Consider the following 21,948-nt stretch of genomic DNA (forward strand, 5'->3'; position numbering starts at 1 on the left):
CGCATGACGACAGCAGCAGTGCGCCCTCACACAGCCATGGGCATCCCGCTCGTGGCGCGCCTGCACGTCGATCTGTGCCGCTGTATGTCCGCGGTCTGTTGCCGATCGGTCTGACCCCGGCATCACAGCGGCGCCGCCCCGGACGCCGCACCCCCGTCCCCCGTACGTCCCCGTATCCCCGTACGCCCTCATGGAGTGTGTCCGTGTCCGCGAACTCCGCGACGCCCAGCACCACGCGCACCAGCCGCATACCCTCGGTCCCCTTCTGGGCCCAGATCGTCGCAGGTCTGCTCCTCGGCGCCCTGCTCGGCTGGCTCGCCCGTAGCCAGGACATCAGCTGGCTCTACACCACCCTCGAGAAGGTCGGCGACATCTTCGTCCAGCTGCTGAAGCTGGCCGTCGCCCCGCTCGTCTTCTTCGCGATCCTGGTGTCCATCACCAATCTGCGGAAGGTCAACAACGCAGCGCGGCTGGCCGGGCGCACGCTGCTCTGGTTCATGATCACCTCGCTGATCGCGGTCGTGATCGGCATCGGGATCGGCCTGCTGACCGACCCCGGCGCGGGCACCGGCCTCACCCCCAAGGACGGCCAGAAGCCGGAACACGCGGGCTCCTGGATCGACTTCCTGACCGGCATCGTCCCGACGGACGTCATCACCCCCTTCACCGAGCTGAACGTCCTTCAGATCGTCTTCATGGCCGCCGTCGCCGGCATCGCCGCGCTCAAGCTGGGTGACCGCGCCAAGCCCGTCCTCGCACTCAGCGAGGCCGTCCTCGAACTGCTCCAGAAGGCCCTGTGGTGGGTCATCCGCCTCGCCCCGATCGGCACCGTCGGCCTCATCGGCTACGCCATCGCCGACTACGGCTGGGACCTCATCGGCAAGTACGCGACCTTCACCGCCGACGTCTACATCGGCTGCGCGCTGGTGATGTTCGGCGTGTACCCGCTGCTGCTCGCCACGGCCGCCCGGGTCAACCCGGTCCAGTTCTTCAAGGGCGCCTGGCCCGCCATCCAGCTGGCCTTCGTCTCCCGCTCCTCCGTCGGCACGATGCCGGTCACGGTCAAGGTCACCGAGCGCCTCGGCGTGCCGAAGGAGTACACCTCCTTCGCCGTCCCGTTCGGCGCCACGACCAAGATGGACGGCTGCGCCGCGATCTACCCGGCGCTCGCCGCGATCTTCATCGCGCAGATCTTCGGCGTCGAGCTCGGCATCCAGGAGTACCTGCTGATCGCCTTCGTCTCGGTCGTCGGCTCCGCGGCCACCGCGGGCCTCACGGGCGCGACGGTCATGCTGACGCTGACCCTCTCCACGCTGGGCCTCCCGCTGGAGGGCGTGGGCCTGCTGATGGCGATCGACCCGGTACTCGACATGATGCGCACGGCCACGAACGTCGCCGGCCAGGCCCTGATCCCGGTCATCGTCGCCGCCCGCGAGAACATCCTGGACCGCGCGGCGTACGACGCGGCGTCGTCGTCGCCGATCGACGAGGCGGACGCGGATGCGGATGCGGACGCTCGCGAGGCGGGGCAGAAGGTGGCAGTTCCCGCAAGCGCCTGAGGGCTGTTGACCCCTCGCAGCAGTGGCAAGAGGGCCCCGGATCCCACCCGATCCGGGGCCCTCTCTTGTCGCTTGCCGGGGAGTGGCGCTGCGGCCGGTTCCCCTCCCGCTACTTCGGGTCGCGGGTGAACAGCGACTTCGGCCAGAAGTAGCCGAGCACTGCCAGCCCCAGGCGCCAGGCGACGGCCAGTCAGCCGTTGTGGCCGATCTCGGTGCCGAGCAGCAGCCCGCGCAGGGTCTCGATGGCCGGGGTGAACGGCTGGTACTCGGCGATCGGCCGGAACCAGCCCGGCATCGCGTCGACCGGCACGAAGGCGCTGGAGAGGAGCGGCAGGATCATCAGCGGCAGGGCGTTGTTGCTGGCGGCCTCGGCGTTCGGGCTGGACAGGCCCATTCCGACGGCGATCCAGGTGAGCGCCAGGGAGACGAGCGCCAGCAGCCCCACCGCGAGGATCCACTCCAGGGCGGTGGCGTCCGTCGCCCGGAATCCGATGGCCACGGCGACGGCCCCGACGAGGACCACGCTCATCACGCACTGGAGCACGCTGCCGACGACGTGCCCGATGAGTACCGAGCCGCGATGGATCGCCATTGTGCGGAAGCGGGCGATGATGCCCTCGGTCATATCCATCGCGACGGACACCGCGCTGCCGATCGTGGTGCCGCCGATGGTCAGCAGCAGGATGCCCGGGACGAGGTAGGCGAGGTATTCGGACCGGTCCGCCCCGCCGCCTCCGATGCCGGCGCTCATCACATCGCCGAAGATGTAGACGAAGAGCAGCGGCAGGATGACCGGCGTGAGCAGCTGGATGGCGCCAAGTTGCCCTGGTGCCATCCGGTGTCATGTGGTGGCGTGTATTGGCGCAAGGGGCCTGCCCTGCCCGAAGAGTGGGGGTGCGGGGATCCCCCCCGCACCCCCACTGCTGGGGCCTACTGGCCCGTGGCCTGCCACAACGCCAGCGCGAGGGCGGTGCATGAAGTCACCGCGGCCAGTGAAGGGAGCGGCCAGCGATTTCGTTCCAGGGCGTCGAGGCGTCTTTCGTGCTCGTCCAGGAGCTTGTCGGCCTGATCGGCCCGCTGGAGCAGCAGGGCCAGGTCGCCGCGAGTGGTGGCGAAGCCGACGTCAACGGAGCTGCGAAGTCGCTCCAGCTCTACGGCGACGCCTGTGGCGGTCTCCTCGTCCGTCGTCATCCTTCCTCTCTTTCCGCTGCCGCGATGGCGTCACCGCCAGAGGCGTCCTCCTGCCCGGGCGGTGGCTCCACCCCCACATGAATCGAACTGGTGTTCAATGACATATGACGAACACGCGTTCGATTAGTCCATCCGTGCCATGTGGCTCCCACGGGGGACCGGATCGCGCCGCGCACGTCGCCCGAAGGGTCCGCCCGGAGTCGATCAGTTGCTGCCGGGATCTCCGACTCACCCCTGAAGAAGCCCTTGTTGGGGCACAATCGTGAGTGCGACTTGCTGCCGCACAGGGTGAACTCGGGGGAGTGCACGGTGAATCACCGCCTGTCCCTGGCACTGGCCGGGGGATGTGCCAACGCCCAGGCGATGTTCCTGTTCGGGTTCCATCCCGTGCTCGCGCGCGTGTGGAGCGGTGATACGCGACGCCTGGCCGACGTGGAGGTACGGCTGCTCGGCCTGGACTTCGACGGCTTCGCGGTAAAGGACTACAGCCGACTCGACGGATGGCTGCCGCAGGCGGTCTTCGTCGCCCTGAGCGCGGTGCTGACGTACGCGGTGTTACGGGGTGTCCCGGGAACCCGGCCGCGTGTGCGTACCGCCCTGGCGCTGCTCGGCGCCGCGCTGCTGGCCGCAGGAGTCGCGGAGTTGCTGGGGCCGGTGCTGGATCCGGAGTGGCACAGGGCCGTTCCGACCGCCGATGAATGGCTCTTCAGAGCCCATGTCGATGAAGTGGCCTCCGCACCCGTGCAGTTCGCGCTGTGCCTCTTCTGGCTGCCGCTCGCTTCCTGGGGCGCGGCGTGGCTGCTCCGCCGCTGGCCGCCCGTCGCCGCCTTCCTGGGGACCACGGACAGCGCTGACGGGAGTGGGAAGGGGCACGGGTCCCCGCCGGCCCCCGCGGCGCCGCGCGGGCGACGGGACGTGGTCTTCGCGGGGTTGATCCCCGTGGTGGCGCTGGCGATCGCCGGTGGACCGCTGCTGCGGCACGCGGCCGTTCGGCATGTGGAGCCGGGGTCCGTCACCTTCGACCCCGACCTCTGGATGCCGTACCGGCCTCCGGCCTGGGCGGAGGCGTGGAGCGGTGTGCTCTACCCGGCGCTGCGCATGCGTCCGCTCAGCACCGAGACGACCGCCGGCTGGGCCGCGACGCTGGGCGTGTGTCTCGTCCTGCTCGTCGCGCTCGCGGTGGCGCTCCACGTGGTGGTCGGACAGGCGGCGCGCAAGAGCCCGCTGCGGCTCTTCTTCGCCTGCTGGTACGTGACGCTGCTCGCCGCCCTGGCTGCCGCCCTGGTGGAGAGCGGCCTTCTGGAGGAGGCGGCGCCGCGGCCGAACGCCACCGAGTTCGTCCGCCCCTTCGACGCGGCCGTCGGTGACGCAGTCCGCTTCGGCACGGCCTGGGGATGGACGACGGGGGCCGCGTGCCTGGCGGCGGTCCTGGTGATGGCCCGCCGGACGTCCAGGCGCCCCGCGGAGCCCAGTGGAGTGGAGGGCGACTGAGCCGTGCCGAACAACCGCAACAACCGACCGGCGGCCCGCAGGACCGGGTCGCTCACCCGACTGAGCGTCCGCAGGGGCGGCCGGACACGTTCGGAGCCGACGGACGGTCCGGACCGGCTGCGGTATCTGAGAAGCCCCGCCACGTGGCTGGCCGGCATTCTGCTGGCGGTGGCGACCGTGACCTTCCAGGACGTGCTGACGGGCGCCGTGAAGGCGATTCTTCCGCTGGACCGGCTGCCGGACCGGCTCTCGCCGCAGAACGCCATCGACGTGGTCGAGGTCAGGAACGTCAAGAAGACCGGTCTGTTCCTGGTCCGCGGCGACGTGGACGGGCGTGTCCTCGACGCGGTGGGCTCCGGTGAGCCGGGGAGGCACGAGGAGAGCGTTGTGGACGTCGACGACGCCAGGTGGATGGTCACCCTGCAAGGCCGCGCCAGCCAGCAGGTCAGGATCACCGACATCGTTCCCGAGGTGGAGGGCGGTACGTGCTCGTCGCCACTCACGGGCAACCTCGTGAACGCACCCAGCCAGGGGGTCCAGAGGGCCATTGCGCTCAAGGTCGCCATCGACGAGCCCGCACCGAGGCTCATGGTGCCCAAGGAGAAAGGGCCCGAGGAGAAAGGGAAGGAGAAGGAGACGGACGCGGAGGAGCCGTACTTCACGGGCTCCGAACCCCGGCACATCACGCTGGACCAGAACGAGAGCGAGGCACTCCTCATCGAGGCGACGTCCGAAGAGGGCTACTGTCGCTGGCGTTACCGGGTCCGCTATCAAGTGGGCGGCAGCACGGCGGAGATGGTGCTCAGCCGGTCGGGTGGGAAGCCCTTCGAGCTCACCGGTCAACTGGCCGATGCGAGCGGCTACCGGTCCGTCCACTACCGCTCCTTCGGGTGCTCCGACTCCACGGCCTGGCTCACGGGAACGGGCGAGGAGTACAAGCGCGCGGGCGACACGCTGCCGTGCCCGCCGAGCTGAGCGGCGCCGGGCCGACCGCCGCGCGGATGCGGCTCCCGGCGGGGCGAACCTAGACTGACGGAGCCAAAGGATTTGTCCCGAATGAGGGGATCTGTGCCATGTCCAAGCGAGGCAACAAGCGGCGTGCCCGTAAGGGGAAGAAGGCCAACCACGGCAAGCGTCCCAACGCCTGACGCCATCAGTCGTGCGTGAGCGCCCCGGCACCGAAGGGAGCCGGGGCGCTTTTGCGGGGCCGTAGGCTTACCGGCGGGTAGACCGCGGGTGGGGGAGGAAGGCCGGGATGGGCGCTGTGGGAGCCGGGCGGAGCGGGAAGCGGATGCCGCGCGCCGTGCGGGAGCGGCAGATGCTGGACGCCGCGGTGCGCACGTTCGGGCAGCGCGGGTACCGGGCGGCGTCGATGGACGAGATCGCCGAACTGGCCGGGGTGTCCAAGCCGCTGGTCTATCTGTATCTGAACTCCAAGGAGGACCTGTTCACGGCGTGCATCCGGCGCGAGGCCGGGGCGCTGGTCGAGGCGGTGCGGGCCGCGGTGGAGCCGGGGCTGCCCGCCGACCGGCAACTGTGGGAGGGGCTTTCGGCGTTCTTCCGGCACACCGCGGAGCACCCGGACGCGTGGGCGGTGCTGCACCGGCAGGCGCGGACGCACGGCGAGCCGTTCGCCGCCGAGGCGGCGGTGATGCGGGACGAGATCGTGGCGTTCGTGACCGGGCTGATCGGGGCCGCCGCGCGGGAGGCGCACGGGGACGGGGAGCTCGCCGACCGGGATGTCGCCGGGCTCGCGCAGGCGCTGGTGGGCGCGGCCGAGTCGCTCGCAGGATGGGCGAACGAGACCCCCGGCGTCTCCGCGAAGGAGGCCGCGGCGACGCTGATGAACTTCGCCTGGGCGGGCCTCGGCAGCCTCATGCGGGGCGAGCGGTGGTCGCCGTCCGGCCGATGAGGTGGACGCGGCCGTTGCGAGGGTCCCGTAGCTCGAAGACTCCCCCGTCGCCCTCGTCGCTCCCGTTGCCCTCGTTGCTCTCGTCGGCCCCCTCGCCCACGGCGTACTCGACGGTGCCGGGCAGCAGGACCGGCGCCCTGAACTCCGCCTCGGCGTAACGGATCCCGCCCGGGTGCGGCTGTTCGGCCAGGCAGCGGGCGAACGTCCACATGCCGTGCGCGACGGCCCGGCGGAAGCCGAAGGCGCGGGCGGTGAGCGCGTACAGATGGATGGGGTTGCGGTCGCCCGATGCCGCGGCGTACCGGCGCCCGAGGTCCGCGGGGAGCGGCCACCGCGCCTGTGCGGTCGTCGTCCCGGCTGTCGCTTCGGGCGACGGCGAGGGCAAGGGCGAGGGCGAGGGCGTGATCGTGCGTACGTCGTCGGGGCGGGCGTGCCGGTGCAGATAGCGGCTGCGCGACTCCCATACGAGCTCGCCGCCCTCGCCGCCTTCGCCGCCCTCACCGCCGAGCCGGGCCTCGGTCACCATCGTCACCTCCGTACCGCGCCGGTGCGGGGTGAGTCCGGCCGCGTACACGCACAGGGTGGGGGCGTCGGTGGGCAGCAGCGGCCGGTGCCGGGTGATCTCGATGTACGTGTGCACCAGCCCGAGCAGCGGCAGCGGGAAGGCCCGTCCGGCCATCAGCCGCATCGCGAGCGGGAAGCCGAGGACGTGCGGGTAGGTGAGCGGGAGCGCGCCGCTCTCGGAGAAGCCGCAGACGCGTGCGTACGCGGCGAGGCGCCCCGCGTCGACCGCCGCGGCCGGGACCACGAGCCGCGTCTGCGGCAAGGCGGCGCCCTCCCGCACGCGGCGCTTGAGCGGCGACGCGAGGGCTCCGCGCAGGAGGGCGGGGCCGAGTGGTGGAGGGGCGGCCAGGGTGCGGGTGGTTTCCATGCGTGGTTCCTCTGCCTCGTTGCCGGGTGCGGGCCGGCGGGTGGTCGTGCCCGCCCGTTCCGCCCCGCGGACGGCTGCGGGCCACCAGTCGGGACGGACGGGGTGGGCCGGTGGGCGGGAGCGTCACGCTCCCAGCAGGGACTGGCCGCAGACGCGGACCACCTGGCCGTTCACCGCGGCCGACGCCGGGTGGGACAGCCAGGCCGTCGTCTCCGCCACGTCGTCCGGGAGGCCGCCCTGGGCGAGGGAGTTCATGCGGCGGCCGGCCTCGCGGATGAGGAAGGGGACCGCGGCGGTCATCCGGGTCTCGATGAAACCGGGGGCCACCGCGTTGACCGTCACGCCGTGGTGCGCGGCCGCGCGGGGGGCCAGTGAGCGGACCATGCCGATGATTCCGGCCTTGGAGGCCGCGTAGTTGGTCTGCCCGGTGTTGCCGGCGATGCCCGCGATGGAGGCGGTGGCGACGACACGGCCGCCCGGTCGCAGTGCGCCGGACTTCAGCAGGGTGTCGGTGGTGTCGAGCACCGCGGCGAGATTGACGTCGAGGACGGAGGCCCACCGGTCCGCGGACATGTTGGCGAGGCGCCGGTCCCGGGTGATTCCGGCGTTGTGGATCAGGATGTCGAGCCCGTCGCCGGTGGCCGCGGCCATCCGGTCGGCCGCGTCGGCCGCCGTGATGTCGAGCGGCAGCGCGCTGCCGCCCAGCGCCTCGGCGGTGCGGAGCAGATCGGCCTGGGCCGCGGGCACGTCGAGGCAGACGACATGGGCGCCGTCGCGGGCGAGCGCACCGGCGACGGCGGCGCCGATACCGCGTGCGGCGCCGGTGACCAGAGCGGTGCGTCCGGCCAACGGCCGCGACCAGTCCCCGGACCAGACTCCGGACCAGTCCCCGGCCCAACCCGCGGCCCGGTCCGCGGCGGTCCTGTCCCGGGACGCGTCTTCGGGCCCGTTGCCCGCGCTGCCGCTGGTGCCATCGGGCCCCTCACCCGACCGGCCGCTCGGGCCGCTCGGGCCGCCGGACCCGGAGCCCGTTCCGCCGCCGGTGCGGGCGCCGATCTCCACGACCTGGCCGCTCACGTACGCCGACCTGGGCGACAGCAGGAAGCGCAGCGTCGACTCCGCCTCCTGCACTGCCCCGCCCACCCGCACCAGATTGACCGTCCTGCCCCGGCCGATCTCCTTGCCGAGGGAGCGGACGAACCCTTCCAGCGCCTGCTGAGCGGCCGCCTGGTGATGGTCCGTCGGCGACGGCGGCGCGCCCAGCACCACGACGCGCCCGCTCGCCGCGACGGACCGTACGACGGGGTGCAGCGCCGCGTGCACCCCGGCGAGCGCGCCCGCCGTGGCGACTCCGGTCGCGTCCAGGACGACCGCGGCGGGCCGTTCGGACGCCGTGGCCACGGGCAGGCCGGTACGGGCCAGGACCGCGCCGAGCGCCGCGTCGGCAGGACCGGCGGCCGTCAGGTGCAGCAACTCCCCGTCCAGCGAGGGCCGCTCGGGCGACCAACGCCGCAGGACGGCCGGTTCCGGGAGCCCGAGGCGGTGTGTGAGGAACCGGCCGGGTGCCGTGCGGGCGAAGCGCTGATAGCGGTCGGGGGTGCGGTCGGCCATGGTTGTCCGGACTCCAGCTGGGTCGTAGATTGACGCCGGGTTTTTACTCCAGAGTAAGGTTACTCAAGGGTCAGGAGCTGGTCGAGATGTACCTCCACGAGATCCGCAGGGTCGCGATCGTCGGCGGCAGCCGCATCCCGTTCGCCCGTTCCGACGGCCCCTACGCCACCGCCTCCAACCAGGAGCTGCTCACCGCCGCCCTGAACGGCCTCGTGGAGCGGTACGGCCTCCGGGCGCGGGGCGCGGTGGGCGAGTTCGTCGCGGGCGCGGTCCTCAAGCACAGCCGCGACTTCAACCTCGCCCGCGAGACCGTCCTCGGCTCTGCCCTCGACCCGCACACCCCCGCGTACGACATCCAGCAGGCGTGCGGCACCGGCCTCCAGGCGGTCATCGCCGCCGCCAACAAGATCGCGCTCGGCGCGATCGACTCCGCGGTCGCGGGCGGCGCGGACACCACCAGCGACGCGCCACTCGGCGTCAACGACGAGCTGCGCAGGCTGCTCCTCGAAGCCCGCCGCGCGAAGAGCACGGGCGCCAGGCTCAGGGCCCTCGCCCGGGTGCGCCCGAGGCACCTCGTCCCCGACATCCCGCGCAACGCCGAGCCGCGCACCGGCCTGTCCATGGGCGAGCACGCGGCGATCACCGCCCGGAAGTGGGGCGTCTCCCGCGAGGCCCAGGACGAACTGGCCGCCACCAGCCACCAGCGGCTCGCCGCCGCGTACGAGCGCGGCTTCCTGGACGACCTCGTCGTCCCCTTCCGCGGCCTGGCCAGGGACCAGAACCTGCGCCCCGGCTCGACGGCGGAGAAGCTCGCCGCGCTGAAGCCCGTCTTCGGCACGGACCACGAGAACGCGACGATGACCGCCGGGAACTCCACGCCGCTGACGGACGGCGCCGCCGTCGTGCTCCTCGCGAGCGAGGAGTGGGCGCGGGAGCGGGGGCTCGACGTCCTCGCGTACCTCACGGCGTACGAGACGGCCGCGGTGGACTACGTGGACGGGGAGGAGGGGCTGCTGATGGCGCCGGCGCACGCCGTGCCCCGGATGCTGGAGCGCACCGGGCTCGGCATCGGGGACTTCGACCTCGTCGAGATCCACGAGGCGTTCGCCTCCCAGGTGCTCGCCACCCTCGCGGCCTGGGAGGAGCAGGGGCTCGCTCCGGTGGACCGTGCGCGGCTGAACGTCGCGGGCTCGTCGCTGGCCACCGGGCACCCCTTCGCGGCCACCGGCGCCCGTGTCGTCGCCACGCTCGCCAAGCTGCTGGCCGAGCGGGACGCGCCGGGGCGCGGTCTGGTCTCCGTCTGCGCGGCGGGCGGCCAGGGCGTCACGGCCATCCTGGAGCGGTCGTAGGGTCCTGGGACTTCATGACCCCAGGGGCGACGGGGCCGGTGGCCGGTCAGACGTGGGTGAGCCGCCAGTCCCGCAGCACCGCGTCCACGTCGTACGGCACCAGCCTGAGCGGCGGGCCCTGGGGCGGGCGGTGCAGTGCGGCGGTGATCCTGGCGTTGATGTCCTCGATGATGCGCCGCACCGCGGCCTCGGACGGGGCCCGGCGCGCCGCTTCCAGCGCGTCCTCGGCCTGCTTGCGCAGGGCGAGGGACGGTGGCAGGTACGACAGGCCCTCGCGGTGCATCTTGCCCTTGATCCACCACATGTCGTCGTACGCGTCACCGCTCTCCGGCAGGGGCATGCCCATGCCGGGCAGATCCTTGAAGTCGCCGCGCTCCGTCGCTTCCCGGATCTGCTTGTCGGCCCACGACTCGAAGCTGACGCCTGGCGGCTTACGCTCGGTCATGTCTCCAGGGTAGGAGAAATACGCCCGCCCAGGGGGTCTTCCTCCGGGTCTCTGCGAGACTCGAAGGGTGCTGATCAGAGACGCGAAGAGTGACGACTGGGACCGTATCTGGCCGTTCTGGCAGCGGATCGTGGCGGCGGGGGAGACCTACACCTGGGACCCGGACACGCCGGAGCCGGCAGCCCGCGCGCTGTGGATGGCCCCGGCGAACCGGGTGTTCGTGGTGGAGGACCCGGAGGGCGGCGCGGTCGTCGCCTCGGCGTACCTGCGGCCCAACTACGGCGGCCCGGCGGCGGGCATCGCCAACGCGGCGTTCATGGTCGACCCCGAGCGGGCGGGGCGGGGGACCGGGCGGAGGCTGGCCGAGCACGTGCTGGAGCAGGCGCGGGCCGACGGGTACACGGGGATGGTCTTCAACGCGGTCGTGGAGACCAATCCGGCGGTGCGGCTCTGGGAGTCGCTGGGCTTCCGGATCCTCGGGACCGTACCGGGCGCCTTCCGGCATCCGGTCCACGGCACGGTCGGGCTGAACGTCATGTTCCGGGAGCTGTGACAGCCCCGCAGAAGACCTCAAGAGGCAGGAGCCCCGTTCCGTACAGAACGGGGCTCCTTGGGTACTGCTAAGTCGTGCGCGATCGCCGACCCGGGCAACTTAGGCCGGGGTGACGTTCTCCGCCTGGGGGCCCTTCGGGCCCTGGGTGACGTCGAAGTTCACGACCTGGTTCTCCTCCAGGGAGCGGAAACCAGACGCGTTGATCGCGGAGTAGTGGACGAAGACATCCGGGCCGCCGCCGTCCTGGGCGATGAAGCCGAAGCCCTTTTCAGCGTTGAACCACTTGACGGTTCCGGTAGCCATAAGCCCTCCTTGGGCCAAAGGGTTGCCCTGCTCCAGAACCTGCAAACAAGTCTGAAAAACAAAAGCCTGCGGGTTACATGCTCCGCAGGCTCTGTACTGCAAGGGAAACCAAACTGCAACTTGCGTTGAGCGTAGCACGCAGGGTGTTCGCATGGGTAGAGGGAAAGATCACGTCACCCGGATGTTTGATGCCCGCTTGACAAGCTGACGGTCGCGGCGCGCCGTACCCCGCTCATTCCCAGGGCCACCCACGGGTCTAGCCTCGCGCTGTGGACAGTCATGCAGAACCCGCGGAACACGCGGAGAACGCCGCCGCCGACGGCGACCGTCGCAGCCGGCCACGCGTCGGTCACATCCAGTTCCTGAACTGCCTGCCCCTCTACTGGGGCCTGGCCCGCACCGGAACGCTGCTCGACCTGGAGCTCACCAAGGACACCCCGGAGAAGCTCTCCGAGCAGCTGGTCCGCGGTGACCTCGACATCGGCCCCATCACCCTCGTCGAGTACCTCCGCAACGCCGACGGCCTCGTCGCCTTCCCCGACCTCGCGGTCGGCTGCGACGGCCCCGTCATGTCCTGCGTGATCGTGTCGCAGGTGCCGCTCGACCGGCTGGACGGCGCGAGGGTCGCCCTCGGGTCCACCTCGCGCACCTCGGTACGCCTCGCCCAGCTGCTCCTCGCCGAGCAGTACGGCGTGGCGCCCGACTACTACGCGTGCCCGCCCGACCTCGGCGTGATGATGCAGGAGGCGGAGGCGGCGGTGCTGATCGGGGACGCGGCCCTGCGCGCCTCGCTGCACGACGCGCCCCGCCTCGGCCTGCGCGTCCACGACCTGGGGCAGATGTGGAAGGACTGGACCGGGCTGCCGTTCGTCTTCGCGGTCTGGGCGGCACGCAGGGACTATCTGGAGCGCGAGCCCGGTGTCGTACGGAAGGTCCACGAGGCGTTCCTGGCCTCGCGTGACCTGTCGCTGGACGAGGTCGGGAAGGTCGCCGAGCAGGCGTCGCGCTGGGAGGTCTTCGACGCGAAGCTGCTGGAGCGCTACTTCACGACGCTCGACTTCCGCTTCGGGGCCGAGCAGCTCGCCGGGGTACGGGAGTTCGCGCGCAGGACCGGGCCGACCACCGGGTTCCCGGCGGACGTACGGGTGGAGCTGCTCGGCGCCGGGGGCTAGGTCGTGTCTGACAAATGGCGCCGTCCGCCCGCAGGGCGGGGTGCGTGCCGGACGCCGCGCACCAGGCGGGATTTGTCAGACACGGCCTAGGACGAGGGGACGGGGGCCTGCATGTGCTCGCTGATCCACTGGATCGAGCCGTCCCCCATGCCCTTCATGTAGGTCTTGGCGTTGTGCCCGCCGCCCTGGATGACCTGGAGGCGGGTCTTGACCGGGCCCTTGGTGTGGTCCCGGATGAAGGTCTTGAGGTTCTTCATCCCGGACTCCCGGGTGCCGATCTGGAACGCCAGATAGACGTCGGTGTCCTTGGAGCCGGGCTTCGCGCCCAGGAGTTGGGCGAGCTTCTCCGGATTGTTCGCCTGCCGCTCCGGCTCGTGCCCGGCCCACAGCGGGGAGTCCGGGACGGTGTCGGGTCCGGAGGCGATGACGGCCTTGAACTTGTCCGGGTGCTTCAGCACCGACTTCAGCCCGACGAAGCCGCCGGACGAGGAGCCCATGAATGCCCAGCCGTCACGGGAGTTGAACGTACGGAAATTCGCCCTGACGAAATCGGGAACGTCTTCCGTCATCCAGGTGCCCATTTTCGGCTGCCCCGGTATATCGCTGCCGTCGTAGTAGTGCTTGTCGTCCGGGTTGAGGACGGGCATCACGACGACGAAGGGCAGGCTTTTGCCTTCCTTCGACCACTTGCTGATGCTGCTCTGGAGCTTGAGGTCGGTGCCCATCCAGTAATTGTTCGGATAGCCGCTGCCGCCGGGCAGGGCGATCAGCACCGGAAAGCCGCTGTTGGCGTACTTCTGGTCGAAGTACTGCTGCGGCGCCCACACCCACACCTTGCCCGTGAAGCCGGACTTCCTGCCGTGAAGGGTCGTCACCCCGATCTTCGTGCCGTCGTCGAGGGTGTTCTGGGTGGTGAACTCGGCCTTCGGGCCCGTAGGCATGACCGTCCTGGCGGCGGCCTCGGCGGCGCCATCGTCCGGCCGCGCGGCCTGCCGCCCGCCGCCCGCCGCCGCGGGGGCCTGGGCCGACGGGCCGTCGAAGGAGACCGGGTCCCCCTCGGAGGAGCAGCCCGCGACCAGCACGACAGAGCCGAGAGCGACAGCGGCCACGAGGGACTTGGTCAGGCTTTTCATACCGGACTCCGATGGTTTGCAGTGGTTCGGTGCAAGGTGTGCGATTTACGCCCAAGGAGATGAGGGCCGCGGCCGATCGGTTGGCCCGGAGGCGCATCGGATCCCGGTGATGCGGCCCACGCCGCGCTCTACGCTGTCCGGGACGGGCATCCCGTCCCGGACAGGCGTCGTCTCCCGGGCGGGCATCGCGGGAGTCGGGCGGAATCGGGGGAGTTCATGCATCCGCTGGAGGCGGGCGAGCCGGGGACCATCGGTGCGTACCGGCTGCTCGGGCGGCTCGGTGCGGGCGGGATGGGCCGGGTGTATCTGGCACGTTCCGAGGGCGGCCGCACCGTCGCGGTCAAGGTCGTCCATCCGCACTTCGCGCTCGACGAGCAGTTCAGGGAGCGGTTCCGCCGCGAGGTGGCGGCGGCGCGGCGGGTGGGCGGCGAGTGGACGGCACCGGTGCTGGACGCCGACCCGGACGCCCCCGTGCCCTGGGTGGCCACCGGCTATGTGGCGGGCCCTTCACTGGGGCAGGCCGTCACGGAGCACGGGCCGCTGCCGGAGCACACCGTGCGGGCGTTGGGCGCGGGCCTCGCGGAGGCGCTGGCGGCCGTCCACGCACTGGACCTGGTCCACCGGGACGTCAAACCCTCGAACGTGCTGCTGACCCTCGACGGCCCCCGCCTCATCGACTTCGGCATCGCACGGGCGACGGACGGCACCGCCTCGCTCACGACGACCGGCGTCTCCGTCGGCTCGCCCGGCTACATGGCGCCTGAACAGATCCTCGGCAAGGGCGGGGTGACGGGCGCGGCCGACGTCTTCTCGCTGGGCGCGGTCCTCGCGTACGGGGCCACGGGTGCCGCCCCCTTCCCGGGCGACTCGTCGGCGGCGCTCCTCTACAAGGTGGTCCACGAGGAGCCCGAACTGGGCGCCCTCGCAGGAGAGTTGCGTGATGTCGTCGCCGCCTGCCTGGCCAAGGAGCCGTCGGCGCGGCCCGCCCCGCGGGAGCTGGCCGCCCGGCTGGCCCCGGGTGGCGGGGGTGCGGGGGCGCTGGTGGCGGCGGGCTGGCTGCCGGGGCCGCTGGTGGAGCAGGTGAGCCGGGCCGCGGTACGGCTTCTCGACCTGGAGCCGGCCCGGCAGGATCCGGCGGGGTCGGGGCCCGTGCCGTTCACGAGTCGTGCGGTGGGGGAGTTCGGCCCGCCGATCGATCCGGGGCTGAGCGAGCCGGCTCCGGGGCTGATCGCGCCGGTGCCGACCGCGACCGCGCCGTCGGTGGCCGATGCCGTACCGCCGCAGCGAGGCCGTTCCGACGGGCGTTCCGACGGCCCTCCCGACGGCCGGCCTGAAGGGCGCCTGTCCGTCTCGGTGACCACCAGCACGGAACGCGGCAGGCCCGGCGGCGCCCGCAAGGTGAGCTGCACGGTCGCGCTCGCCGTCGCGGGCGCGCTGGCCGCGGTGACGGTCGGCGCGGGCCTCCTCCTCGACGTCCTCCCGGGCGGGGACGGCAAGGACGCGGCGACCGAGCCGCCGAGCTCGACGGCCTCCAGCCCTCCGGCGGACGGTGCCTCGCGCGCGGCGAAGGACGTGCCGAAGGCGTTCGTCGGGACCTGGGAAGGGGAGATCACCGCCGCCGGGCTGCCCGCCGGCACCATGAAGGTCACCATCAGGGCGGGGCGCACCGGCCAGCGGGTCGGCACGGCCGAACAGACCGACATCCTCGGCAACTTCATCTGCGAGGACCTCCTCACCGCGACCGGCGCCGACACACGGACCCTCGTCGTCGACGCCGAGCGCGGCCCGCGCAGCCAGGGCATGTGCACGGAGAGCACGAAGGGCCTGCGGCTGGAGCTGAGCGGCGGTTCCCTGCGGTACGTCTCCGCCGACGCGCGCGCCGGAAACCCCACGGGCGAGCTGGCCAGGCAGCGCTGAGCCAGGGTCCGAGGCAGCGCTGAGCCAGGGTCCGAGGCAGCGCTGAGCCAGGTCCGAGGCGGCATCGGCCAGGGTTCGAGGCGGCACCGAGGCGGCGCCCGGACCGCACTGAGGCAGCCGCGCTGAGTCGGCCGAAAGCGCTGGCGTAGGCTGTTTCGGACCGTCCAGACCCCGCCGAAAGGTGACTCCCGGTGACCGAGAAGGCCGACCTTCAGTCCGTCCTGGACCGCGCCGCCGAGGGCGGGCGGATCACCCCCGACGAGGCGCTCGACCTCTACCGGTCCGCGCCCCTGCACGCGCTGGGCGCCGCCGCCGATGCCGTGCGCCGCCGCCGGTACGTCGGGACCGAGCGCATCGCGACGTACATCATCGAGCGGAACATCAACTACACCAACGTCTGCGTCACGGCCTGCAAGTTCTGCGCCTTCTACGCCGCGCCCAAGGACACCGCCAAGGGCTGGACCCGCGACCTCGACGACATCCTGCGGCGCTGCGCCGAGACCGTCGAGCTGGGCGGCACCCAGATCATGTTCCAGGGCGGCCACCACCCGGACTACGGCGTCGAGTACTACGAGAAGCACTTCTCCGCCATCAAGCGGGAGTTCCCGCAGCTGGTCATCCACTCCCTCGGCGCCTCCGAGGTCGAGCACATGGCCCGGATCTCCGGCGTCTCCGTCGAGGAGGCCGTCCAGCGCATCCACGCGGCGGGGCTCGACTCCTTCGCGGGCGCCGGCGCCGAGCTGCTCCCCGAGCGGCCGCGCAAGGCGATCGCGCCGCTGAAGGAGTCCGGCGAGCGCTGGCTGGAGATCATGGAGACCGCGCACCGGCTGGGTGTCGAGTCGACGTCCACGATGCTGATGGGCACCGGCGAGACCAACGCCGAGCGCATCGAGCACATGCGGATGATCCGGGACGTACAGGACCGGACGGGTGGCTTCCGGGCCTTTATCCCGTACACGTACCAGCCGGAGAACAACCACCTCAAGGGCCGCACCCAGGCCACGATCTTCGAGTATCTGCGGATCATCGCGATCGCCCGGCTCTTCTTCGACAACGTCGCCCACATCCAGGGCTCGTGGCTGACCACCGGCAAGGAGGTCGGCCAGCTCTCGCTGCACTACGGCGCGGACGACCTGGGTTCGATCATGCTGGAGGAGAACGTCGTCTCCTCGGCCGGCGCCAAGCACCGGTCCAACCGCCAGGAGATCATCGACCTGATCCGCAAGGCGGGCCGCGTCCCGGCGCAGCGGACGACCACGTACGAGCACATCGTCGTCCACGAGGACCCGGCGGAGGACCCGGTCGACGAGCGGGTCGCCTCGCACATCTCCTCGACCGCGATCGAGGGCGGCACGGCGCATCCGGAACTGAAGCTCCTGAACGCGAACTGACGACGTCTTGCTGACGATCCACGTCGCGGCGGCGGGCCGTGCCGTCCTCGTCGACGGCCCGGGAGTCGTCGCCGTCGGGCCCTACGAGGAGGTCGTCGGCGAGCGCCCGGAGGCGCGGGTACGACGGTGGCCCGGCGTCATCACGCCGGGGCTCGTCAACCTCTACGGTCCCGAACTGCTGGAGCAGGCGTACCACCCCGACCCGCGCGAGTCCGACGAGCTCGGTACCGAGCCGGTCACGGGTGCGGCGCTGGACGCCCTGGAGATGACCGACGCGCGGTGGGGCGCCAGCGCGCGGCGCGGGGTCCAGCGGATGCTGGCGCACGGCACCGTCGCCGCCGCCGGTGAACTGCACAACCGGGCCGTGCTCGACGCGGTCCGCCGCGCGGGGCTCATCCTGACCGGACGCGCCCGGCGCCCGGACGGCGTGCCGGCGCTGGACCCGTTCGCATCGGGCGGACCGGTGCTGTGGGCGCCCGGCCTGAACCCCGGCACGGCGGCACGGTTCGCGGTCTTCGACGTCCCGGACGAGTCGGCCCTCGCCGAGCACGGCGCCGCCACCTGCGTCGCCACCGTCATCGCCGGCCGCCTGGTGTACCGGCGCCGCTGAGTCCGTCGGCGCTGCTGGGCGGCGGTGCCTATCCGCCGCCCCGGAAGTCCGCATACCGCACGAGCGCCGGCAGCGCCTCGTTCCCGTGCGGCGGCCGGCAACCGGTCCCCGGTCACCGGGGCCGACACCCCGGCGGCGTAGGTTGAAGAGGTATTCCGGCGCAGAACGCCGAGCCGGAACGCCGAGCCGGAACGCCGAGCCGGAACGCCGAGCCGGAACGCCGAGCCGGAACGCCGAGCCGGAACGCCGAGCCGGAACGCCGAGCCGGAACGCCGAGCCGGAACGCCGAGCCGGAACGCCGAGCCGGAACACCGTGCCGGGACACCGTGCCGGGACACCGAGACCCGCTGGCCGACCTGCCCGAGCTCCGGGACCGTCCTGCGGGCACAATGGGGGAGTGACCCGAGCCTCCCTGGACAAGCAGCCGCACGAAGTCGCCTCCATGTTCGACGGTGTGGCGGCGAACTACGACCTCACCAACGACGTCCTCTCGCTCGGCCAGGACAGGCGCTGGCGCAACGAGGTCGCCAAGGCGGTCGGCGCGCGGCCGGCCGAGAAGGTGCTCGACCTCGCCGCCGGGACCGGCACGTCGTCGCTTCCCTTCACACGCACCGGCGCGTACGTCGTGCCCTGCGACTTCTCGCTCGGCATGCTGCGCGAGGGCAAGAAGCGCCACCCGTGGCTGCCTCTGACCGCCGGTGACGCGACGAAGCTGCCGTTCCGCGACAACGTCTTCGACGCCGTCACGATCTCCTTCGGGCTGCGCAACGTGCAGGACACGGACGGGGCGCTGCGCGAGCTCCACCGGGTGACCCGGCCCGGCGGACGCGTCGTCATCTGCGAGTTCTCGCACCCCACCTGGGCGCCGTTCCGGACCGTGTACGAGGAGTACCTGATGCGGGCGCTGCCGCCGGTGGCGCGCGCGGTCTCCTCCAACCCCGACGCGTACGTCTACCTCGCCGAGTCCATCCAGTCGTGGCCCGAGCAGGCGGAGCTGGCGCGGCTGCTCCAGAAGGCCGGCTGGTCGAAGGTGGCCTGGCGGAACCTCTCGGGCGGCATCGTGGCCCTGCACCGCGCCACCAAGCCCCAGTAGCCCGGCCGCGAGAGGGCGAGAGCAGCCGTGGACTACCAGGCGCTCCTGGAACGGATCGCGGACGACGTGGCCCCGCTGGTCGGCAGCGGCACCCCCGCCGAGTACATCCCCGCGCTCGCCGCCGTCGACCCGCACCGCTTCGGCATGGCCGTCGCCGACCTCGACGGCAAGGTCTACGGCACGGGCGACTGGGAGCACCCCTTCTCGACCCAGTCCGTCACCAAGGTCTTCGCCCTCGCGCTCGCCCTCTCCCTCGGCGGCGACGAGCTGTGGGAACGGGTCGGCCGGGAGCCCTCCGGCAACCCCTTCAACTCGCTCGTGCAGCTGGAGTACGAGAACGGCATCCCGCGCAATCCGTTCATCAACGCGGGCGCGCTCGTCGTCACCGACCGGCTCCAGACCCTCACCGGCGACGCGAGCAGCGAACTCCTGGAGTTCCTGCGGGCCGAGAGCGGGAACGAGGAGCTCGCCTTCGACCCGGACGTCGCCGCGTCGGAGTCGGAGCACGGCGACCGCAACGCGGCCCTGGCCCACTTCATGGCCTCGTACGGGACGATCGCCAACCCGGTGCCGACCCTCCTCGACCACTACTTCTGGCAGTGCTCGATCGAGATGAACTGCGCCGACCTGGCCCTCGCGATCCGCTTCCTGGCCGGTCACGGGGTGCGGGCGGACGGCTCCCGGCTGCTGACCGTCAGCGAGTCCAAGCAGATCAACGCCGTGATGATGACCTGCGGGACGTACGACGCGGCAGGGGAGTTCGCCTATCGGGTCGGGCTGCCGGGCAAGAGCGGGGTGGGCGGCGGGATCGTCGCCGTCGTCCCGGGGCGCTGCACGCTGTGCGTGTGGAGCCCGGGGCTCGACCGGCAGGGCAACTCGGTGGCGGGCGTCGCGGCGCTGGACCGCTTCACGACGCTCACCGGACTGTCCGTCTTCTGACTTCTGACCGGCTTCCGACCGGACCTCACAGGCCGAGCCGGAAGCAGTGCCCCTTCCGCTGCGACACCGGCGTGGTGAACGTCTCCGCGTGCTCCATGCCGAGGCGCCGCATCACGGCGATCGACCGCTCGTTCTCCGCGGCCACCATCGCGACGACGCTCGGCACGCCTTCCGCGCGCAGGCGCTCCAGAGTGATGCGGGCGGCGGCCGTCGCGTACCCCTGCCCCCAGGCCCGCCGGGCCAGCCGCCAGCCGATCTCGATCTCGCCCACCGGGCCCCAGTCGTGCGGCCACGGCTGGGCGCCCGTGAACCCGATGACCTCGCCCGCCGCGTCCAGCAGCGTCCACAGGCAGAAGCCGTGCTCCGCGTCGTGCCGGCGCTGCCGGGCCGTCAGCTCCTCGTACACCGACAGCTCCGCGGGCGCACCGCCGTGGAACTCCATGACCTCCGGGTCCGCGAAGATCCGGTGCCAGGCCAGGGCGTCCTCGTCGGTGGGCACACGCAGCTGCACCACCGGTGCGGCGGGAAGCGTTTCGCTCATGGGACAGCCCTTCGGTTCGTGGATCAGTACGCCCCCATAGACTGCACAGGTCCAGTGCCTTTTAGGCACGCGAAATCGAGTCTTCGGGAGTCCACGCCGTGACCGAGCCTCTCTCCGAGCACACCGCAGATGTGATCGTCGTCGGCGCGGGCCCGGCCGGTTCCACGACCGCGTACTACCTGGCCAAGGCCGGACTCGACGTCCTCCTGCTGGAGAAGACCGCCTTCCCGCGCGAGAAGGTCTGCGGCGACGGCCTCACGCCCCGCGCCACCAAGCAGCTCGTCGCCATGGGCATCGACATCTCCGAAGAGGCGGGCTGGCTGCGCAACAAGGGCCTGCGCATCATCGGCGGCGGCGTCCGGCTCCAGCTGGACTGGCCGGAGCTGGCCTCGTACCCGGACTACGGGCTCGTCCGCAAGCGGGACGACTTCGACGAGCAGCTGGCCCGCCAGGCGCAGAAGGCGGGCGCGCGGCTGCACGAACGCTGCAACGTCGGCGAGCCGATCATCGACGACCGCACCGGCCGCATCACCGGCGTGCACGCCAAGCTGGGCGAGGAGAAGACCCCGGTCACCTTCCACGCCCCGCTCGTCGTCGCCGCCGACGGCAACTCCTCGCGGATCTCCCTCGCGATGGGCCTGCACCGCCGTGAGGACCGCCCGATGGGCGTCGCGGTCCGCACGTACTTCACCAGCCCGCGCCACGACGACGACTACCTGGAGTCCTGGCTGGAGCTGTGGGACCGGCGCGGCCCGGGCGAGGACCGGCTGCTGCCCGGCTACGGCTGGATCTTCGGCATGGGCGACGGCACCTCCAACGTCGGCCTCGGCGTGCTCAACACCTCCGCCTCCTTCAAGGAGCTCGACTGGCGCGAGGTCCTCAAGGCGTGGTGCGCCTCGATGCCCGAGGACTGGGGCTACGTCCCCGAGAACATGACGGGCCCGATCCGCGGCGCCGCCCTGCCGATGGCCTTCAACCGCCAGCCCCACTACACCCGCGGCCTGCTCCTCGTCGGCGACGCGGGCGGCCTGGTCAACCCGTTCAACGGCGAGGGCATCGCGTACGCCATGGAGTCCGGCCAGATCGCCGCCGACGTCATCGTCCAGGCCCACGCCCGAGCGACCCCCGCCCAGCGCGAACTGGCCCTGCGCAACTACCCGCGGGTGCTCAAGGAGACCTACGGCGGCTACTACACGCTGGGCCGCGCTTTCGTGAAGCTCATCGGCAACCCCAGGGTCATGAAGATCGCGACCCAGCGCGGACTGACCCACCCGGTCCTGATGAAGTTCACGCTGAAGATGCTCGCGAACCTGACCGACCCGACGGGCGGCGACGCGATGGACCGCATCATCAACGGCCTGAGCAAGGTGGCCCCGAAGGCCTGACCGCGACCCCGGCCCTCGGCTCCGCCGGGCCGGCCCGACGGTCCGGCCCGGCGGTCCGGCCCGGCGGTCAGGACGCCAGTACGATGCGGCCGTGATCCGTCCCGTCCCCGGCCGCCGTGTGCGCGCACTCCCCGCCGCCGTCTGCGGGGTTGTCCTCGCGGCCGTCGTGACGGCCGGCTGGTACGCCACCCGTCCCGTCGCGCCCGCCTGCACGTTCGCCGTCTCGAAGCTGGCCGACGCGAACGGTGATCCCCTGCCCGACGGCGACGGGGTGGTGCGGTCCGACCAGGAACTGGCCAGGCGCGCCTACCAGGAGGCCATCGCCGCAGGACGCTGCGAGGCGCCGCAGCCTCGGTGGCGGCGGTGGCTCGGCTGACCTGTGACTGCGCGCACGGCGATCCACGCTGTGTTCGGACCGCCGC

22 protein-coding genes and 1 pseudogene are annotated in these 21,948 nt (G+C 71.9%); 15 read left to right on the forward strand and 8 right to left on the reverse strand.

Annotation, left to right across the window (positions count from 1 at the left end; translation table 11 throughout):
* The first annotated feature begins 203 nt into the window (after positions 1-203).
* Positions 204-1,559: a dicarboxylate/amino acid:cation symporter gene (locus tag KK483_RS20785; protein ID WP_262006712.1), complete on the forward strand. Its 1,356-nt coding sequence runs from the start codon at positions 204-206 to the stop codon at positions 1,557-1,559.
* A 109-nt stretch (positions 1,560-1,668) separates the two neighbouring features.
* On the opposite strand, the pseudogene KK483_RS20790 reads toward KK483_RS20785, so the two are convergent.
* Positions 1,669-2,394, reverse strand: a pseudogene (locus tag KK483_RS20790) (ABC transporter permease).
* Between the two features lie 95 nt (positions 2,395-2,489).
* Positions 2,490-2,750 (reverse strand): hypothetical protein, encoded by a 261-nt coding sequence (locus tag KK483_RS20795; RefSeq protein ID WP_262006713.1) that lies wholly within the window; start codon positions 2,748-2,750, stop codon positions 2,490-2,492.
* A gap of 309 nt (positions 2,751-3,059) precedes the next feature.
* Between KK483_RS20795 and KK483_RS20800 the strand changes: the two genes are divergently transcribed.
* The 4 genes from KK483_RS20800 to KK483_RS20810 all read left to right on the forward strand — a co-directional run bounded on the left by KK483_RS20800 (position 3,060) and on the right by KK483_RS20810 (position 6,153).
* Complete coding sequence (locus tag KK483_RS20800) at positions 3,060-4,241, forward strand: hypothetical protein (RefSeq protein ID WP_262006714.1); 1,182 nt, start codon at positions 3,060-3,062, stop codon at positions 4,239-4,241.
* A gap of 3 nt (positions 4,242-4,244) precedes the next feature.
* Positions 4,245-5,216: a hypothetical protein gene (locus KK483_RS20805; RefSeq protein ID WP_262006715.1), complete on the forward strand. Its 972-nt coding sequence runs from the start codon at positions 4,245-4,247 to the stop codon at positions 5,214-5,216.
* Positions 5,217-5,314: 98 nt separating this feature from the next.
* The gene (locus KK483_RS35530; RefSeq protein WP_099048249.1) at positions 5,315-5,389 is read left to right on the forward strand and encodes a 50S ribosomal protein bL37; all 75 of its coding nucleotides are present in this window, start codon (positions 5,315-5,317) and stop codon (positions 5,387-5,389) included.
* Positions 5,390-5,496: 107 nt separating this feature from the next.
* On the forward strand, positions 5,497-6,153 hold the full coding sequence (locus KK483_RS20810) for a TetR/AcrR family transcriptional regulator (protein WP_399014407.1): 657 nt from the start codon (positions 5,497-5,499) through the stop codon (positions 6,151-6,153).
* Here the strand turns inward: KK483_RS20810 and KK483_RS20815 are convergent.
* Both KK483_RS20815 and KK483_RS20820 read right to left on the reverse strand, forming a co-directional pair.
* Positions 6,116-7,084: a MaoC/PaaZ C-terminal domain-containing protein gene (locus KK483_RS20815; protein ID WP_262006716.1), complete on the reverse strand. Its 969-nt coding sequence runs from the start codon at positions 7,082-7,084 to the stop codon at positions 6,116-6,118. The two genes, KK483_RS20810 and KK483_RS20815, sit on opposite strands and share 38 nt — an antisense overlap.
* 123 nt (positions 7,085-7,207) lie before the next feature.
* A complete protein-coding gene (locus KK483_RS20820) occupies positions 7,208-8,695 on the reverse strand; it encodes a 3-oxoacyl-ACP reductase (protein ID WP_262006717.1) in 1,488 nt (495 codons plus the stop codon).
* Positions 8,696-8,781: 86 nt separating this feature from the next.
* Between KK483_RS20820 and KK483_RS20825 the strand changes: the two genes are divergently transcribed.
* Positions 8,782-10,044, forward strand: coding sequence for an acetyl-CoA C-acetyltransferase (locus tag KK483_RS20825; protein WP_262006718.1), 1,263 nt, complete (start codon positions 8,782-8,784; stop codon positions 10,042-10,044).
* Positions 10,045-10,090: 46 nt separating this feature from the next.
* On the opposite strand, the gene KK483_RS20830 is transcribed toward KK483_RS20825, so the two are convergent.
* Complete coding sequence (locus KK483_RS20830) at positions 10,091-10,489, reverse strand: DUF1992 domain-containing protein (RefSeq protein WP_262006719.1); 399 nt, start codon at positions 10,487-10,489, stop codon at positions 10,091-10,093.
* Between the two features lie 67 nt (positions 10,490-10,556).
* On the opposite strand from KK483_RS20830, the gene KK483_RS20835 reads away from it, so the two are divergent.
* A complete protein-coding gene (locus tag KK483_RS20835; protein WP_262006720.1) occupies positions 10,557-11,042 on the forward strand; it encodes a GNAT family N-acetyltransferase in 486 nt (161 codons plus the stop codon).
* A gap of 99 nt (positions 11,043-11,141) precedes the next feature.
* Here KK483_RS20835 and KK483_RS20840 read toward each other — a convergent pair whose 3' ends face one another.
* On the reverse strand, positions 11,142-11,345 hold the full coding sequence (locus KK483_RS20840) for a cold-shock protein (protein WP_003967102.1): 204 nt from the start codon (positions 11,343-11,345) through the stop codon (positions 11,142-11,144).
* A 269-nt stretch (positions 11,346-11,614) separates the two neighbouring features.
* Here KK483_RS20840 and KK483_RS20845 point away from each other — a divergent pair, with 269 nt between their 5' ends.
* On the forward strand, positions 11,615-12,517 hold the full coding sequence (locus KK483_RS20845; protein ID WP_262006721.1) for a menaquinone biosynthetic enzyme MqnA/MqnD family protein: 903 nt from the start codon (positions 11,615-11,617) through the stop codon (positions 12,515-12,517).
* A gap of 86 nt (positions 12,518-12,603) precedes the next feature.
* Here the strand turns inward: KK483_RS20845 and KK483_RS20850 are convergent, their stop codons facing one another.
* Entirely contained in the window at positions 12,604-13,650 is a 1,047-nt protein-coding gene (locus tag KK483_RS20850; RefSeq protein WP_262006722.1) for an esterase family protein, read from the reverse strand.
* 216 nt (positions 13,651-13,866) lie between these two features.
* On the opposite strand from KK483_RS20850, the gene KK483_RS20855 reads away from it, so the two are divergent.
* The 5 genes from KK483_RS20855 to KK483_RS20875 all read left to right on the forward strand — a co-directional run bounded on the left by KK483_RS20855 (position 13,867) and on the right by KK483_RS20875 (position 19,600).
* Entirely contained in the window at positions 13,867-15,567 is a 1,701-nt protein-coding gene (locus KK483_RS20855; RefSeq protein ID WP_262006723.1) for a serine/threonine-protein kinase, read from the forward strand.
* Between the two features lie 191 nt (positions 15,568-15,758).
* On the forward strand, positions 15,759-16,958 hold the full coding sequence (gene mqnC, locus KK483_RS20860; protein ID WP_262006724.1) for a cyclic dehypoxanthinyl futalosine synthase: 1,200 nt from the start codon (positions 15,759-15,761) through the stop codon (positions 16,956-16,958).
* 7 nt (positions 16,959-16,965) lie between these two features.
* Positions 16,966-17,568, forward strand: a complete 603-nt coding sequence (locus KK483_RS20865; RefSeq protein ID WP_262006725.1) for a hypothetical protein — start codon at positions 16,966-16,968, stop codon at positions 17,566-17,568.
* Positions 17,569-17,965: 397 nt separating this feature from the next.
* Entirely contained in the window at positions 17,966-18,661 is a 696-nt protein-coding gene (locus KK483_RS20870) for a demethylmenaquinone methyltransferase (RefSeq protein ID WP_262006726.1), read from the forward strand.
* Positions 18,662-18,688: 27 nt separating this feature from the next.
* On the forward strand, positions 18,689-19,600 hold the full coding sequence (locus tag KK483_RS20875; RefSeq protein WP_262006727.1) for a glutaminase: 912 nt from the start codon (positions 18,689-18,691) through the stop codon (positions 19,598-19,600).
* Positions 19,601-19,625: 25 nt separating this feature from the next.
* On the opposite strand, the gene KK483_RS20880 is transcribed toward KK483_RS20875, so the two are convergent.
* On the reverse strand, positions 19,626-20,141 hold the full coding sequence (locus KK483_RS20880; protein WP_262006728.1) for a GNAT family N-acetyltransferase: 516 nt from the start codon (positions 20,139-20,141) through the stop codon (positions 19,626-19,628).
* A 98-nt stretch (positions 20,142-20,239) separates the two neighbouring features.
* Between KK483_RS20880 and KK483_RS20885 the strand changes: the two genes are divergently transcribed.
* Both KK483_RS20885 and KK483_RS20890 read left to right on the forward strand, forming a co-directional pair.
* Positions 20,240-21,526, forward strand: a complete 1,287-nt coding sequence (locus KK483_RS20885) for a geranylgeranyl reductase family protein (protein WP_262006729.1) — start codon at positions 20,240-20,242, stop codon at positions 21,524-21,526.
* A gap of 91 nt (positions 21,527-21,617) precedes the next feature.
* Entirely contained in the window at positions 21,618-21,902 is a 285-nt protein-coding gene (locus tag KK483_RS20890; protein WP_262006730.1) for a hypothetical protein, read from the forward strand.
* Positions 21,903-21,948: the final 46 nt, after the last annotated feature.

Origin of the sequence: Streptomyces sp. FIT100 (genome assembly GCF_024584805.1) — a bacterium.
Classification (GTDB): Bacteria; Actinomycetota; Actinomycetes; order Streptomycetales; family Streptomycetaceae; genus Streptomyces.